General features: G+C 36.4%; 15 protein-coding genes. 3 read left to right on the plus strand and 12 right to left on the minus strand.

Annotated features, from left to right (window positions below):
• Positions 1 to 131: 131 nt before the first annotated feature.
• Together CIB29_RS08655 and CIB29_RS08660 are read right to left on the minus strand one after the other, a co-directional pair.
• Positions 132 to 818, minus strand: coding sequence for a CvpA family protein (locus CIB29_RS08655; RefSeq protein ID WP_094548762.1), 687 nt, complete (start codon positions 816 to 818; stop codon positions 132 to 134).
• Positions 819 to 828: 10 nt separating this feature from the next.
• Positions 829 to 2,022 carry a DUF5711 family protein gene (locus CIB29_RS08660; protein ID WP_094548764.1) on the minus strand — a complete coding sequence of 398 codons (1,194 nt, stop codon included), beginning with the start codon at positions 2,020 to 2,022 and terminating at the stop codon, positions 829 to 831.
• A 224-nt stretch (positions 2,023 to 2,246) separates the two neighbouring features.
• Here CIB29_RS08660 and CIB29_RS08665 point away from each other — a divergent pair, with 224 nt between their 5' ends.
• A complete protein-coding gene (locus tag CIB29_RS08665; protein ID WP_094548766.1) occupies positions 2,247 to 2,708 on the plus strand; it encodes a PilZ domain-containing protein in 462 nt (153 codons plus the stop codon).
• 73 nt (positions 2,709 to 2,781) lie between these two features.
• On the opposite strand, the gene truA is transcribed toward CIB29_RS08665, so the two are convergent.
• The 4 genes from truA to CIB29_RS08685 all read right to left on the minus strand — a co-directional run bounded on the left by truA (position 2,782) and on the right by CIB29_RS08685 (position 6,419).
• Entirely contained in the window at positions 2,782 to 3,516 is a 735-nt protein-coding gene (truA, locus tag CIB29_RS08670; RefSeq protein WP_094548768.1) for a tRNA pseudouridine(38-40) synthase TruA, read from the minus strand.
• Between the two features lie 218 nt (positions 3,517 to 3,734).
• A complete protein-coding gene (locus CIB29_RS08675) occupies positions 3,735 to 4,538 on the minus strand; it encodes an energy-coupling factor transporter transmembrane component T family protein (protein WP_094548770.1) in 804 nt (267 codons plus the stop codon).
• A complete protein-coding gene (locus tag CIB29_RS08680; protein ID WP_094548772.1) occupies positions 4,535 to 5,410 on the minus strand; it encodes an energy-coupling factor transporter ATPase in 876 nt (291 codons plus the stop codon). The genes CIB29_RS08675 and CIB29_RS08680 overlap by 4 nt, the downstream gene beginning before the upstream one ends.
• 160 nt (positions 5,411 to 5,570) lie before the next feature.
• The gene (locus CIB29_RS08685; RefSeq protein WP_094548774.1) at positions 5,571 to 6,419 is read right to left on the minus strand and encodes an energy-coupling factor transporter ATPase; all 849 of its coding nucleotides are present in this window, start codon (positions 6,417 to 6,419) and stop codon (positions 5,571 to 5,573) included.
• A gap of 338 nt (positions 6,420 to 6,757) precedes the next feature.
• Here CIB29_RS08685 and CIB29_RS08690 point away from each other — a divergent pair, with 338 nt between their 5' ends.
• Both CIB29_RS08690 and CIB29_RS08695 read left to right on the plus strand, forming a co-directional pair.
• The gene (locus CIB29_RS08690; protein ID WP_094548776.1) at positions 6,758 to 7,702 is read left to right on the plus strand and encodes an RluA family pseudouridine synthase; all 945 of its coding nucleotides are present in this window, start codon (positions 6,758 to 6,760) and stop codon (positions 7,700 to 7,702) included.
• 337 nt (positions 7,703 to 8,039) lie between these two features.
• Positions 8,040 to 8,231, plus strand: a complete 192-nt coding sequence (locus CIB29_RS08695) for an alpha/beta-type small acid-soluble spore protein (RefSeq protein WP_094548778.1) — start codon at positions 8,040 to 8,042, stop codon at positions 8,229 to 8,231.
• Positions 8,232 to 8,302: 71 nt separating this feature from the next.
• Here CIB29_RS08695 and CIB29_RS08700 read toward each other — a convergent pair whose 3' ends face one another.
• The 6 genes from CIB29_RS08700 to rpsM all read right to left on the minus strand — a co-directional run bounded on the left by CIB29_RS08700 (position 8,303) and on the right by rpsM (position 12,437).
• Positions 8,303 to 9,166, minus strand: a complete 864-nt coding sequence (locus tag CIB29_RS08700; protein ID WP_094548780.1) for a class I SAM-dependent methyltransferase — start codon at positions 9,164 to 9,166, stop codon at positions 8,303 to 8,305.
• Positions 9,167 to 9,379: 213 nt separating this feature from the next.
• On the minus strand, positions 9,380 to 9,721 hold the full coding sequence (gene rplQ / locus CIB29_RS08705; RefSeq protein WP_094548782.1) for a 50S ribosomal protein L17: 342 nt from the start codon (positions 9,719 to 9,721) through the stop codon (positions 9,380 to 9,382).
• 160 nt (positions 9,722 to 9,881) lie between these two features.
• Positions 9,882 to 10,829: a DNA-directed RNA polymerase subunit alpha gene (locus tag CIB29_RS08710; RefSeq protein WP_094548784.1), complete on the minus strand. Its 948-nt coding sequence runs from the start codon at positions 10,827 to 10,829 to the stop codon at positions 9,882 to 9,884.
• 177 nt (positions 10,830 to 11,006) lie between these two features.
• On the minus strand, positions 11,007 to 11,633 hold the full coding sequence (gene rpsD, locus CIB29_RS08715; protein WP_094548786.1) for a 30S ribosomal protein S4: 627 nt from the start codon (positions 11,631 to 11,633) through the stop codon (positions 11,007 to 11,009).
• Positions 11,634 to 11,650: 17 nt separating this feature from the next.
• Positions 11,651 to 12,049 (minus strand): 30S ribosomal protein S11, encoded by a 399-nt coding sequence (rpsK, locus tag CIB29_RS08720; RefSeq protein WP_094548788.1) that lies wholly within the window; start codon positions 12,047 to 12,049, stop codon positions 11,651 to 11,653.
• A gap of 19 nt (positions 12,050 to 12,068) precedes the next feature.
• Positions 12,069 to 12,437 carry a 30S ribosomal protein S13 gene (gene rpsM, locus CIB29_RS08725; RefSeq protein ID WP_094548790.1) on the minus strand — a complete coding sequence of 123 codons (369 nt, stop codon included), beginning with the start codon at positions 12,435 to 12,437 and terminating at the stop codon, positions 12,069 to 12,071.
• Positions 12,438 to 12,657: the final 220 nt, after the last annotated feature.

Below are 12,657 nucleotides of genomic sequence, written 5' to 3' on the forward strand. Positions count from 1 at the left end.
TCGCTCAAATACTTGAAAAAAGCATTTTTCAGATATTGGTGGAAAACAAAAAACATTCATTTGTATAATAGTGGATAGCAGAAGTAAAAAGTGGAAAGAGACAAATTTTTATTGCTGCTTTCCACTTTTCACTATAGTATCCATTTCAACAATATATTATTATTATAAAATACTTTTGCTAATACCGATTCATTTATGAGATCAATCAATGGAATAAATAATCTTACAGGTATAAACAGGATGAAAATTGCGAAAATTATATATATTGCTATTATACCACTGGCAGCTCCAAAAATCCCTCCTGCTAATTTATTAACGCGATTGAGCACAGAAAATTTGGTAAACTGATCAATAATAGCCGCCAAAAGAGAAAGAGCAAATTTAATGACACAAAATAAAATAATCATGCTGAGTATGTTTATAATAAATTTTGATATGCCAGCACTTAAATTATCGACCATACTGTGCACACCTGTAAAACCATATTTTCCCTGCCGCATGATAGTTGCCTTAACTACATTCGGAAGTGAAAGTGCATCCATTACTGTTTTGGCTGTTGGTGGATTGATACCGGTACTGGCTGCCTGTACTGCTGCTGGATTGGTTTTAATTATACTTTCATATATTCCCTTTTGAATCCATTCATATATTCTAGTGTGCATAAGTATGGCGGAAAAAACAGGGTAAAACCTGGCAGTAAAATAAGCTGCAACAGAGAAAGATATTACATCGAAAAAGGAAAGTACAAATCCCCTTGTGATCCCTTTTATACAACTATAGAGTATAATTATAAATACTCCAAAATCCAATATGGTCATGCGCTCACCCCTAATATCTCTTTAATTCAAGCACATCCAATGCATTTCTCGATACCATCAGTATTTCCCTCTTATTGCCAAATAAAACAATATCTTTTATATCTTTGCTGGAAGTCGCTTTGGCAATTTCAACACCTTTTGGGGTAATAACACAAACATCCCTCTTTTTATTTAAAGCAATTAAATCATCTTCTACATCTAAAAACTTTATTTCTCCATCCACTTTATATGTACCTTGTTTTTGCCCATCCCGGTTGAATATTTCTATTACCGAATCACTATTTATAAAATTTCCACCTTTTCTTTCACTTAAAGCCAGGACGATTATATCATTTGAATCTATATTGAATGCCTGCAGACTTCTGTCATTATAGCTTATATTCCACTTTTGAATACCCTGTGGTGAAAAACCTACCATCTGATTGTCCCCTATAACAATAAGGCTATTGTCTTTATAAAATCTTATATTTGAAATTAATGTGTCATTTATTACAATCCCTGCATAAGGTTTCTCTTCGTTAAGGTTAAAAAACACCACGCCCCCCGATACTTTACCTTTGCTGGTATCAACAGTGCATACTGCCATTCTTTTACCGTCTAAAGAAATATCCAAATCGATGATATAGTTTTCAACAGAATGCCACTTATATAGTTCCTGTCCATTTGGATTAAATACGGTTATTTTTCCTTTATAGCCTTTTTCCTCAGTAACAACAGCAAAATAACCCGATTCGTTTATTTTTGCCATGATAATAGGCTCTTCGGTTCTTTTTGAACATACTACAGAATAATTTGTAACAACATTTACTTCCCTTCCGCCCTTATCCGCTACAAGAATATATTTATTGGTTGTTAAAATATAAGGGTTAGTGAGTGTCATCGCTATGCTCCATTCCTCTTCCCCTTTTTTATTGACAGCCTTTATGCCATCTTTATTGGAAAAAATGATGTTATCTTTATAAACCTTGAATTGATATTCGGAACTTGAGTCCAGAGATAAGGTAGAAGGCTTTCGAAACGCACTTCCTTTTAACTTTCCTCCCAATAAGTTATCAATAGCTGGATGGTACCTGTTCAAATATATGAAATAGCCTCCAATTATCACAATCAAAATAACTAAAAAGACCCTAACAGCAATAGAAGGCTTTTTTCCCGCTTGTTTATTTGCGCTGTTATGAATATTTATAACCTCTTGTGTTTTCAAACTTTTTTCCCCCTGGATATATTTGCTTTGAGTTCATTGTAACACAAACAGCCGATATTGAGAAGATATTATAAATATTTAATGTATAAACCATTGATGAAAATATTATGGGAACCATAAAATATTTTTGATATAATATGAAATATTGGTATGTTATAATTGAAAAATAATACGCATATTCTTATACCATTATATTTAGTAATCATCGGAGGACAGTATTAAAGATGGGGCAATCTGCTTCAAAACCATTTATTAATCAGCGCGAATATTTCCGCATAAAGATGGAAAAATCACTATGCGCTCAAATGCAAATTATCCAATTTAAAGGGAAAAAAATAAGTACCAAAAGTACATTAGTATGCATTAAAGATATTAGCGCAGGTGGGCTGCGTTTTCTATCTAATTTAAAGCTGCCCATAAATTCGGATATTGTGCTGGCATTTAAGACAGAGATACTTCAAAAATCTATTGAACTGCCGGGACATATTGTGCGCATAAATGAATTACATGGGAATGTGTATGAGTATGGTGTTCAATTCCTCTTTTTAGATGAATCAGCCCGGCCAAAAATAACGGCATTATTAGACCATTTTTCAATTCTTCTTCACAAGCATATTCCTTTAGACACAGCTTGCAGCTTTTGTAAAAAGGAAGAAATTGAATGTCCCCTTAAGAACATAGAGTAAATTCCTCTCTCTTCCTATAAATTAACCTGTTGCAAGTATTGCTTTTATCAAAACCGCCTGCAATGCTCTACCGTTAATAGTAAACTTCCACCAGGAATAAACCTTGAGGCGGAGCAGTAATTCCCGCTTTTCGTCTATCACCTGCTTTGATTATATCTGAAATTTGTTCAACACTAATCTTTCCATTGCCCACGTACAAAAGCGTTCCTGATATAATTCTTACCATATTATAGAGAAATCCATTCCCTGATATCTCAATAATAACCTCATTGTCCTTCTGTTCGACTGTCAGGCTGTATATATTTCTTACCGTATCCTTTATCGAGCTTCCAGAAGCCATAAACGCCTTAAAGTCGTGCTCTCCGATAAAAAATTGAGCCGCTGCTTTCATTAAATTAATATCTAAAGGATATGGCCAATGGCAAGCATAATTTCTCTCGAACGCCGAGGGGAAAGCTCTATTAATAACTCTGTACCTGTATTTTTTCCCTTTCGCCCAGTAGCGGGCGTGAAATTCCTGCGGAACTTCTTTACATTCCAGCGCAACAATATCATCCGGAAGAATGCTGTTTAATGCATAGGGCAGCTTGTCCACCGGAATATTACTTTGCGTATAGAAGTTACATACAAACGCTAGTGCATGAACCCCTGTATCAGTCCGGCTGCAGCCGGTAACAGTAATATCTTCTTTGGTGATTTTTTTTAGTGACTTTTCCAGCATTTCCTGTACCGTCACAGCATTATCCTGCCGCTGCCAGCCGTGATAGTTGGTTCCGTCATATTCTATTGTAAGCATCAAATTTCTCAAACCATATCCACCTTTCAGAGGAACAAATCTAAAACCACTGAAAAAATCCGGTTCAGCAGGAAGAAGGGCTGCGACTTATGCGACATGGGAACGGTTCGTCTGTCGAATGCGCTTTCATGCGACTGAAGAACCGTCCCCATGTCGCACACTGACCAAGCAAGCACTTTTTTAGTGGTTTCGGTTTTACTCCCCACTGTCCACTCCCCACTATTTTCACATTAATATCTCAATCCCCTCACAAAAAACAATACTATCATCAGCCCAATCACAATCGCCAGTGCAATATAATCTCTATTGTGTAGTTCAAGCTGTTTCATCCTTGTTCTCTGGTCTCCGCCGCGGTAGCAACGGGATTCCATTGCGATTGCCAGTTCATCGGCTCTCCTGAAAGCGCTGATAAATAGTGGCACCAGTAAAGGAACCAGACCTTTTGCCCGTTTTAACAAATTTCCGCTCTCAAAGTCTGCTCCTCTGGCCATCTGGGCCTTCATGATTTTATCCGTTTCTTCTAAAAGCGTGGGAATAAATCGCAGTGCGATGGTCATCATCATTGCCAGCTCATGGGCCGGTACTCCTATCTTTTTAAAGGGGTTTAGCAGCTTTTCTATACCATCAGTAAGTAATATCGGAGATGTAGTAAAAGTAAGCAAGGACGTACCGATAATTAAAAAAAGTAATCTTAGTGTCATCAATACTGCCATTTCCAATCCCTGATGGGTTGCCCTCAAAGGGCCAATAATAAATAGTGTCGTTCCACCGGTCATAAACATATTAATAAATGCAGTTAGTATGATAATAAATATGAGAGGCTTCAATCCCCTAAACACATATTTAACTGGAACAGTAGACATATGTATTACCTGAAAAGTAAAAGCCGCAAAAATAATATAGCCGGTAAAATTTTTAATCATGAATAATGCCGCAATGTAAAGTAATGTTAAAATAATTTTTATTCTGGGGTCTAATCTATGTATTACCGACTCCCCCGGAAAATACTGACCTAGTGTTATATCTCTTATCATTTCGCTTCCTCCGTTTTACATCCTGCACTGCCCAATAACCTCAGCAATTCTTTTTTTGCCTGATGAACAGTAAAAATGTCATCTCTGATTTTGATTCCCTCTCTTCTTAACTTGTTTATTACATGAGTGATTTGTGGAATGGATAATCCCATTGTCTCCAATTCCTCTCCTCTTTTAAACACTTCTCCCGGTGTACCAGTCATTGCTACACAGCCTTTATGCATTACTATTATTCTATCCACCAGACGTGCTATATCTTCCATACTGTGGGAAACCAATATTACTGTCATTCCCAGTTTTGTATGAAGTGCTTTTATCTGAAACAATATTTCATCCCTTCCTGCAGGATCCAATCCTGCTGTAGGTTCATCCAACACCAGTATTTCAGGTTTCATCGCCAGCACACCGGCTATGGCAACCCTTCGTTTTTGTCCTCCTGACAATTCAAAGGGCGATTTGTCCAATATACTACTGCTTAATCCAACAATGTTTAGTGCTTCATGTACTCTTTTTTGTATCTCATCTTCTGTAAGGTCCATATTGGCAGGTCCAAAGGCAATATCTTTATATACTGTTTCTTCAAACAGTTGATGCTCAGGGTATTGAAAAACAAGACCAACCTTACTTCTTATTTCTTTAAGGTTTACTTTTTTTTTCGTAATCTCTATGTCATTAATATAGATTTTGCCACCTGTAGGTCTAAGAAGCCCGTTCAGATGCTGTACAAGTGTAGACTTTCCCGAACCGGTATGACCTATTAATCCTATAAATTCACCTTTTTTAATTTCGAGACTCACGTTTCTTAACGCCTGCTTCTCAAAAGGACTACCAGGCATATATATATAGTTTAAGTTTTCAATTTTTATTGACATTATAATTCCCCCAATTAATTGAATTGAGAATTGATAATTGAGAATGAAAAATAAAAAATGCAAAGAAAATAGTTAGAATTATAAATTTCGATGGTAAAGTATTTTTTATAGACATTAATAATTTTTTTAAATCTTATTTATAATTCTCAATTCTCCATTCTCAATTTTGAATTAAACGAATAAGTTCATCTACACATTCATCCACTGTCAATACATCTTGATTCATTTCTATCCCGTACTTACGCAGTTCATATGCCAGTTCGGTTACCTGAGGTACGTCCAACCCGACAGTCTTAAGCTTTTCCACCTGACTAAATACTTCTTTTGGCTTCCCATCCATAATTATATTGCCTTTTTCCATCACTACTATTCTGTCCGACTCCACTGCTTCATCCATATAATGCGTAATAAGCACTACCGTGATACCCTCATCCCTGTTTAATTTTTTTATGGTTGTAATTACTTCCCTTCTTCCTATGGGGTCCAACATAGCTGTAGGCTCATCAAGAACAATACACTCCGGCTTCATGGCAATAACCCCTGCAATGGCTATCCTCTGTTTTTGTCCCCCGGAAAGCAGGTGAGGAGCATGTTTTCTATATTCATACATATCCACCACTTTCAATGCATAATCTACTCTTTCTCTAATTTCAGTCGGCGGAATACCCAGATTTTCAGGTCCAAAAGCCACATCTTCTTCAACAACAGTTGCTACAATTTGGTTATCCGGATTTTGAAATACCATTCCTACTGTTTGTCTTATATCCCACCTATGGCTTATTTCCGAAGTATCCATATGCTTGACAAAAACTGTCCCTCCAGCCGGCAGCAAAAGTGCATTAAAATGTTTGGCCAGTGTTGATTTACCTGACCCGTTATGCCCAAGAATAGTAACAAATTCTCCTTTATCTATTTTCAAATTAACATGATTGAGCACCAGCTCTATTTTTTGATCTTCCTCATGACTATATGAATAATCCACGTTAATGGTGTTAATCATTTCTTCCATTATAAAACCTCTCTTGATATTTAATTTATTAATACACTAATTATATATTATACTGCATTTTGCGCAATATAAAAATAGTTTTTTTAAAACCTCTTTTTCATCATACGCTTTATTCGAAGTTTTAATCTTTTTATTGAGACTGGTGATCTATTCATAATTTTGCACTCTAAGTGACAATGATAATTTTTTTGTAAACAAATTGTATTAGTAATTAAAATTAATATATAATATTGCCAGAATAATTTGACCAAACTAAAATCGGATTTTAGTGAGCAAGCTTGATAACAACTTCGCGCTCCAAACTCCGAACCCCGAACTTTTTAAAAAGGAGCTACAGCATGATAACTATTACCGTACCTCAGGATTATCATCAAAAAAAATTAGATAGATTTCTTAAGGATAAATTCCCTAACCTGCCCATGAGTGCGATATATAAAGCCCTTCGTAAAAAGGATATACGCATCAATGGTGTAAAAATTAATGAAAATATTTTGCTGCAAACAGGTGATCAGCTCACTATATACATAAAAGATGAGATTTTGTATGGATCTTTTGCGGGTGAAGATAGAAGCAAAGATCCTATTCCTATACAAATTGTATACGAAGATCAACACTTGTTGTTAGTTAACAAGCAGCCAGGGATTTCCGTACACCCTGATAAGAATGAGGGTGAAGATACTCTTATTGATGTTGCTACCCGTTACCTGCAGCAAAAGGGTGAATATAAACCTGAAAAACCGGGTAGTTTTGCTCCTGCCCTTTGTCATAGATTAGATCATTATACAGGTGGTATTGTCATTATAGCCAAAACACCAGAAGCCTTGAAAATTATGCTGGAGAAGATTAAAAACAGGGAAATTAAAAAATATTACCAGTGCATCGTTAAGGGCTGTCCTTCACCAAGGCAGGGAGAATTAAGACATTTTCTTGTAAAAAATGAACATAAAAGCCAGGTATATATCACAGATATTCCAATAAAAGGATCTCTAACTATTATTACCCGGTATAAAGTTTTGTCTGCTGGACAAGATATAAGTCGTGTGGAAGTTGAACTGGTCACCGGAAGAACACACCAAATTCGTGCCCATATGGCCTATATTGGACATCCTATACTTGGAGATGACAAATATGGAGACAGGCAGTTTAATCGTCAATTTAAAGCAAAATATCAAGCCTTATGGGCGTATAAGATTGTATTTGCCTTTGAAGATGGAGGAATATTAAATTATTTGAAAGGCAGAACTTTTGAAACAAACGATATAAAATTTAATTATAAAATATAATATATATATATAACACTAAGTATGTTACATTATTGTTATTTAGTTCACGGTTCACAGTTCTCAGTTCACAGAAATTAGCCAAGAAAATCCTGTGAACCGTGAACCGTGAACTAAAATAGACAATGTAAAGTATTTAGTAATACTTATATATAATTAGGGACTCAGAGCTAATTAGCTCTACTTATTTTGTCTTATTATTGTCGTTTCATTGATTTTCTGTAAGCACCTGGCATCATACGCTAGCATTTCCAGCATATTAATTTTAGAACGGTACAAAATAATAACAGTATCACCTTAATAATTAAAATTAATATATACAATAAGGAGATGAAAGATAATGGCAAGAAACAGACATTTAGTCCCACAGGCTGGAGCTGCATTGGAAAGATTTAAGATGGAAGCAGCTAGTGAAGTTGGTGTTACTTTAAAACAAGGTTATAACGGTGACATCACTGCAAGACAAGCCGGTTCTGTTGGTGGACAAATGGTTAAGAAAATGATTGCTCAATACGAGAATTCTATCAAATAATTAATGATAATAAAAGAGGATTAGGTCTTCTAATCCTCTTTTTATTGTTTACCCAAATTTTAATTTTGTTTTTATGCTTCCCATCGTCCTGAAGCACCACATGGAAGTATAAGTCCTGATTGCGAGATTGGTAGGCCTATCTCATCAGAAGTTATTTTCCCTCCGTATTTTTCACCTACTGATAAAGTAAGTATGTTTTTAAGAACTGTTGGGGCAAGTCCTGTTGTATAGGAATTTATAAGGAAAAATAATGGTTTTGAAGACAGCACCTTCATGCATTCTTGCACAAGGCTAAATAATTCATCTTCAATTTTCCATACCTCTCCATTAGGTCCCCGCCCATAAGACGGTGGGTCCATGATGATTGCTTCATATTGACGTCCTCTTCGTATCTCCCTTTGTACAAATTTTAGAACATCATCTACAATAAACCGCACCGGACGGTCAGCAAGATTGGAAAGGGCTAAGTTTTCCTTTGCCCATCCCACCATCCCTTTTGCTGCATCTACATGGCAGACTTCTGCTCCTGCATAAGCTGCTGCTACAGTGGCACCGCCGGTATAAGCAAATAAATTTAAAACCCGGACAGGTTTTGGGCTTGATTGGATTTTATTCATAAACCATTTCCAATTTACTGCCTGTTCTGGAAATAACCCTGTATGTTTAAACCCCATTGGCTTAATATAAAAGGATAAATCCCCATAAGTTATACTCCACCTTTCAGGCAGCTTGCTAAAGAATTCCCATTTACCTCCTCCGCTGCTGCTCCTGTGATAATGCCCGTGTACTTTATTCCATGCACCTTTTTCTAACTTTAACGGCCAAATTACCTGAGGGTCAGGACGCCGCAATATGTATGCCCCCCACCGCTCCAGCTTTTCACCATCCCCGGTATCTATTAATTCATAATCTTTCCAGTCATCTGCAATCCACATGTATAGTCCTCCTTAATAGCTCGGACTAATTTTATCATTATCATTATTTTACGTCAATATATTGAAATAATTCTAAAACGAAAGCAGGGTATTAAACAAAATTAATTATATGTTCAATACCCTGCTTATCATTATAGTTAGTCTACAATCAAAAGTTCAGAGTTTGAAGATAATTTCTTGTTAAAGATTTTATTAACTCCGAACTCCGAACTATTATACTAACTCAATTATCGCCATTTCGGCTGCGTCCCCTCTTCTGGGACCCATTTTAATTACTCTGGTGTAACCACCCTGTCTGTCTGCATACTTCGGCGCGATTTCATCAAACAGTTTTTTTACTACGTCTTCTTTAGTAATATATGCAAGTGCCTGTCTTCTAGCATGAAGTGAGCCTTCTTTACCTAGTGTTATCATTTTTTCAGTCATGCTTCTCACTTCTTTTGCCCTGGCTTCTGTGGTTTCTATTCTGCCATGCTCTAAAACAGAAGTAACAAGATTTCTTAACATTGCTATCCTATGGTCAGTTGGACGACCTAACTTTCTTGTACCAGGCATAATCTATATACCTCCTTTGCCGTTTTCTTATAAACCTAATAGTAAATCATTGATAATTCAAAATTAACATAATAAGAGGTCACGGTTCACAGTTCACGGTTCACTTACTTTTTTAGAACAAAGTCTGTGAACTGTGAACAGTTAACTATGAACTATGATACTATTCTTCATTTGGCGCAAGGCTCAATCCTAGTGCTTCCAACTTCTGAATTACCTCTTCAAGGGATTTTCTACCCAGATTTCTTACCTTCATCATATCTTCTTCGCTTCTATTGATAAGATCCTCTACAGTGTTAATACCGGCACGCTTTAGACAGTTGTAGGATCTTACTGATAGGTCAAGTTCCTCGATAGTCATTTCCAGAACTTTTTCTTTCTTTGTTTCTTCCTTTTCAACCATTATTTCTGTATTTCTTGCATGGTCAGAAAGATCAATAAACAAGTTCAGATGCTCGCTTAAAATTTTAGCCCCAAGGCTTATTGCTTCATCCGGCTTAATTGTTCCATTAGTCCAAACCTCTAAGGTTAACTTATCATAATCTGTAACCTGCCCTACGCGTGTATTTTCTACAGTGTAGTTAACCTTATGCACAGGAGTATATATTGAATCAACAGGTATTAATCCTATCGGCTGGCCGGGAAATTTGTTCTTCTCAGCTGAAACATACCCTCTGCCTCTATTTAGGGTTATTTCCATATATAGCTTTGCATCTTCGTTTAAAGTTGCAATATGAAGGTCAGGATTCAAAATTTCAACATCTGCATCAACTTTAATATCTCCTGCCTTGACTTCTCCCTCGCCTTCATGTTCAATGTACACTACCTTTGGACCATCAGAATGAAGCTTTGCTGCAAGATTTTTAACATTAAGAATAATTTCCGTCACATCTTCCTTCACACCTGGAATTGTTGAAAATTCATGCAATACTCCATCAATTTTTACTGATGTTGCTGCTACCCCAGGCAAAGATGATAAAAGAATCCTTCTTAATGAATTTCCAAGTGTTGTGCCGTATCCCCTCTCAAGAGGTTCAATGACGTATTTCCCATATGTGCCGTTTTCACTGATTTCGACACACTCTATCTTTGGCTTTTCAATTTCTATCATTTTTAACCCTCCCCAGACTGCCAGTTTGATATTCCTATGATTTTCCGAGGGCAACTGATCTATTTTGGCTAAATGGCATATGATTCTTTGCCATCTGCGTTCTATATTTTTACATGTTTCTAAGTATGAGGGAAGGATTTTGGGAAATATTACCCACTATCCACTACCCACTACTTATTACTTAGAATACAACTCAACAATTAAGTGCTCTTCTATTGGCAGGTCAATATCTTCTCTGGTAGCAAGATTTACAACCTTTGCTTCAAGAGCATCCCTGTTCATATCCAGCCACTTAGGAACAACTTTTCCCTCAGTTGTTTCTAGTATTGACTTAAACCTTTCAGAGTTTCTGCTCTTTTCTCTTACAGAGATGACATCTCCTTCTTTCACAAGGTAGGAAGGGATGTTTACTCTTGCACCGTTAACATTGAAATGACCATGTCTAACCAATTGTCTTGCTTCTGCTCTGGATGTAGCAAGACCTAATCTATAAACAACGTTATCCAATCTGCTTTCAAGAATTTGTAACAGATTTTCACCGGTAATACCTTTTTTCTTGCTAGCCATTTCAAAATATTTTTCAAACTGGCTTTCCAATACTCCATAGTATCTTCTAGCCTTTTGTTTTTCTCTTAACTGAATACCGTATTCAGAAAGCTTCTTCCTGTTTTGGCCGTGTTGTCCTGGCGCATAGGATCTCCTTGCAACCGCACACTTATCAGTATAACATCTTTCACCTTTGAGAAATAATTTTTGGCCTTCTCTACGGCAAAGTCTGCATACTGCTCCAGTATATCTTGCCATCTATATTCACACCTCCATTAAACTCTTCTTCTCTTTGGTGGTCTGCAACCATTGTGAGGAATTGGGGTAACATCTTTTATTAAGTTAACTTCCAGCCCCGCAGCCTGCAGTGCTCTTATTGCAGCTTCTCTTCCAGCACCAGGACCTTTTACATAAACTTCAACTGTCTTTAGTCCATGCTCCATAGCAGATTTAGCTGCTGCTTCTGCTGCCATCTGTGCAGCAAAAGGTGTGCTTTTTCTTGATCCTTTAAAACCCAATCCACCGGCACTAGCCCAAGAAATTGCATTGCCCGCAATATCAGTAATAGTCACAATAGTATTATTGAATGTTGACCGAATATGTGCAGCACCACGTTCAATATTCTTACGCTCACGACGTTTACGTGTAGCTCTTTTAGTAGTCGCTTTAGCCATTCTTTTCTATTCCCTCCTTTTACTTCTTCTTACCTGCAACTGTTCTCTTTGGACCCTTTCGTGTTCTGGCATTTGTCTTTGTCCTTTGCCCTCTTACCGGAAGTCCTCTTCTATGTCTGTAACCTCTATAACATCCAATTTCAATAAGTCTCTTAATGTCAAGCGCAATTTGCCGTCTCAAGTCACCTTCAACCTTATAGTTTTTATCAATTTCTTCTCTCAGTTTTGCAATCTCATCGTCAGTAAGGTCTCTTACTCTTGTATCCGGATTAATACCTGTTTTTGCAAGAATTTCATTTGATCTTTTTCGACCAATGCCAAATATATAAGTTAATCCAATTTCAACTCGCTTTTCTCTTGGTAAATCAACACCAGCGATTCTCGCCATTCTATTTTACACCTCCCAAATTATAATGAACAATTAACAATTAATAATGAATAATAATTAAAATATTATCCACTATTACCTAATAATCTAATGGTAACCAAATTACATTTCTAAATTGTATATTATATAATTGTTAAGTCATAATTCTTGTTACAGAACCATGCAGCCGCACTTAACAAATTATATACAGTAAAATAACTATTAGAGTATATCATATATA

The sequence above is a fragment of the Petroclostridium xylanilyticum genome (assembly GCF_002252565.1).
In the GTDB taxonomy this organism is placed as follows: Bacteria; Bacillota; Clostridia; order SK-Y3; family SK-Y3; genus Petroclostridium; species Petroclostridium xylanilyticum.

Coding starts and splice junctions, on each gene's coding strand:
- CIB29_RS08685 (WP_094548774.1), bottom strand. CDS start 6,419: ATGGAAGAAATGATTAACACCATTAACGTGGATTATTCATATAGTCAT.
- rpsK (WP_094548788.1), bottom strand. CDS start 12,049: ATGGCTAAAGCGACTACTAAAAGAGCTACACGTAAACGTCGTGAGCGT.
- CIB29_RS08655 (WP_094548762.1), bottom strand. CDS start 818: ATGACCATATTGGATTTTGGAGTATTTATAATTATACTCTATAGTTGT.
- CIB29_RS08665 (WP_094548766.1), top strand. CDS start 2,247: ATGGGGCAATCTGCTTCAAAACCATTTATTAATCAGCGCGAATATTTC.
- CIB29_RS08710 (WP_094548784.1), bottom strand. CDS start 10,829: ATGATAGAAATTGAAAAGCCAAAGATAGAGTGTGTCGAAATCAGTGAA.
- rpsD (WP_094548786.1), bottom strand. CDS start 11,633: ATGGCAAGATATACTGGAGCAGTATGCAGACTTTGCCGTAGAGAAGGC.
- rplQ (WP_094548782.1), bottom strand. CDS start 9,721: ATGCCTGGTACAAGAAAGTTAGGTCGTCCAACTGACCATAGGATAGCA.
- CIB29_RS08695 (WP_094548778.1), top strand. CDS start 8,040: ATGGCAAGAAACAGACATTTAGTCCCACAGGCTGGAGCTGCATTGGAA.
- CIB29_RS08700 (WP_094548780.1), bottom strand. CDS start 9,166: ATGTGGATTGCAGATGACTGGAAAGATTATGAATTAATAGATACCGGG.
- CIB29_RS08675 (WP_094548770.1), bottom strand. CDS start 4,538: ATGATAAGAGATATAACACTAGGTCAGTATTTTCCGGGGGAGTCGGTA.
- rpsM (WP_094548790.1), bottom strand. CDS start 12,437: ATGGCGAGAATCGCTGGTGTTGATTTACCAAGAGAAAAGCGAGTTGAA.
- CIB29_RS08690 (WP_094548776.1), top strand. CDS start 6,758: ATGATAACTATTACCGTACCTCAGGATTATCATCAAAAAAAATTAGAT.
- CIB29_RS08680 (WP_094548772.1), bottom strand. CDS start 5,410: ATGTCAATAAAAATTGAAAACTTAAACTATATATATATGCCTGGTAGT.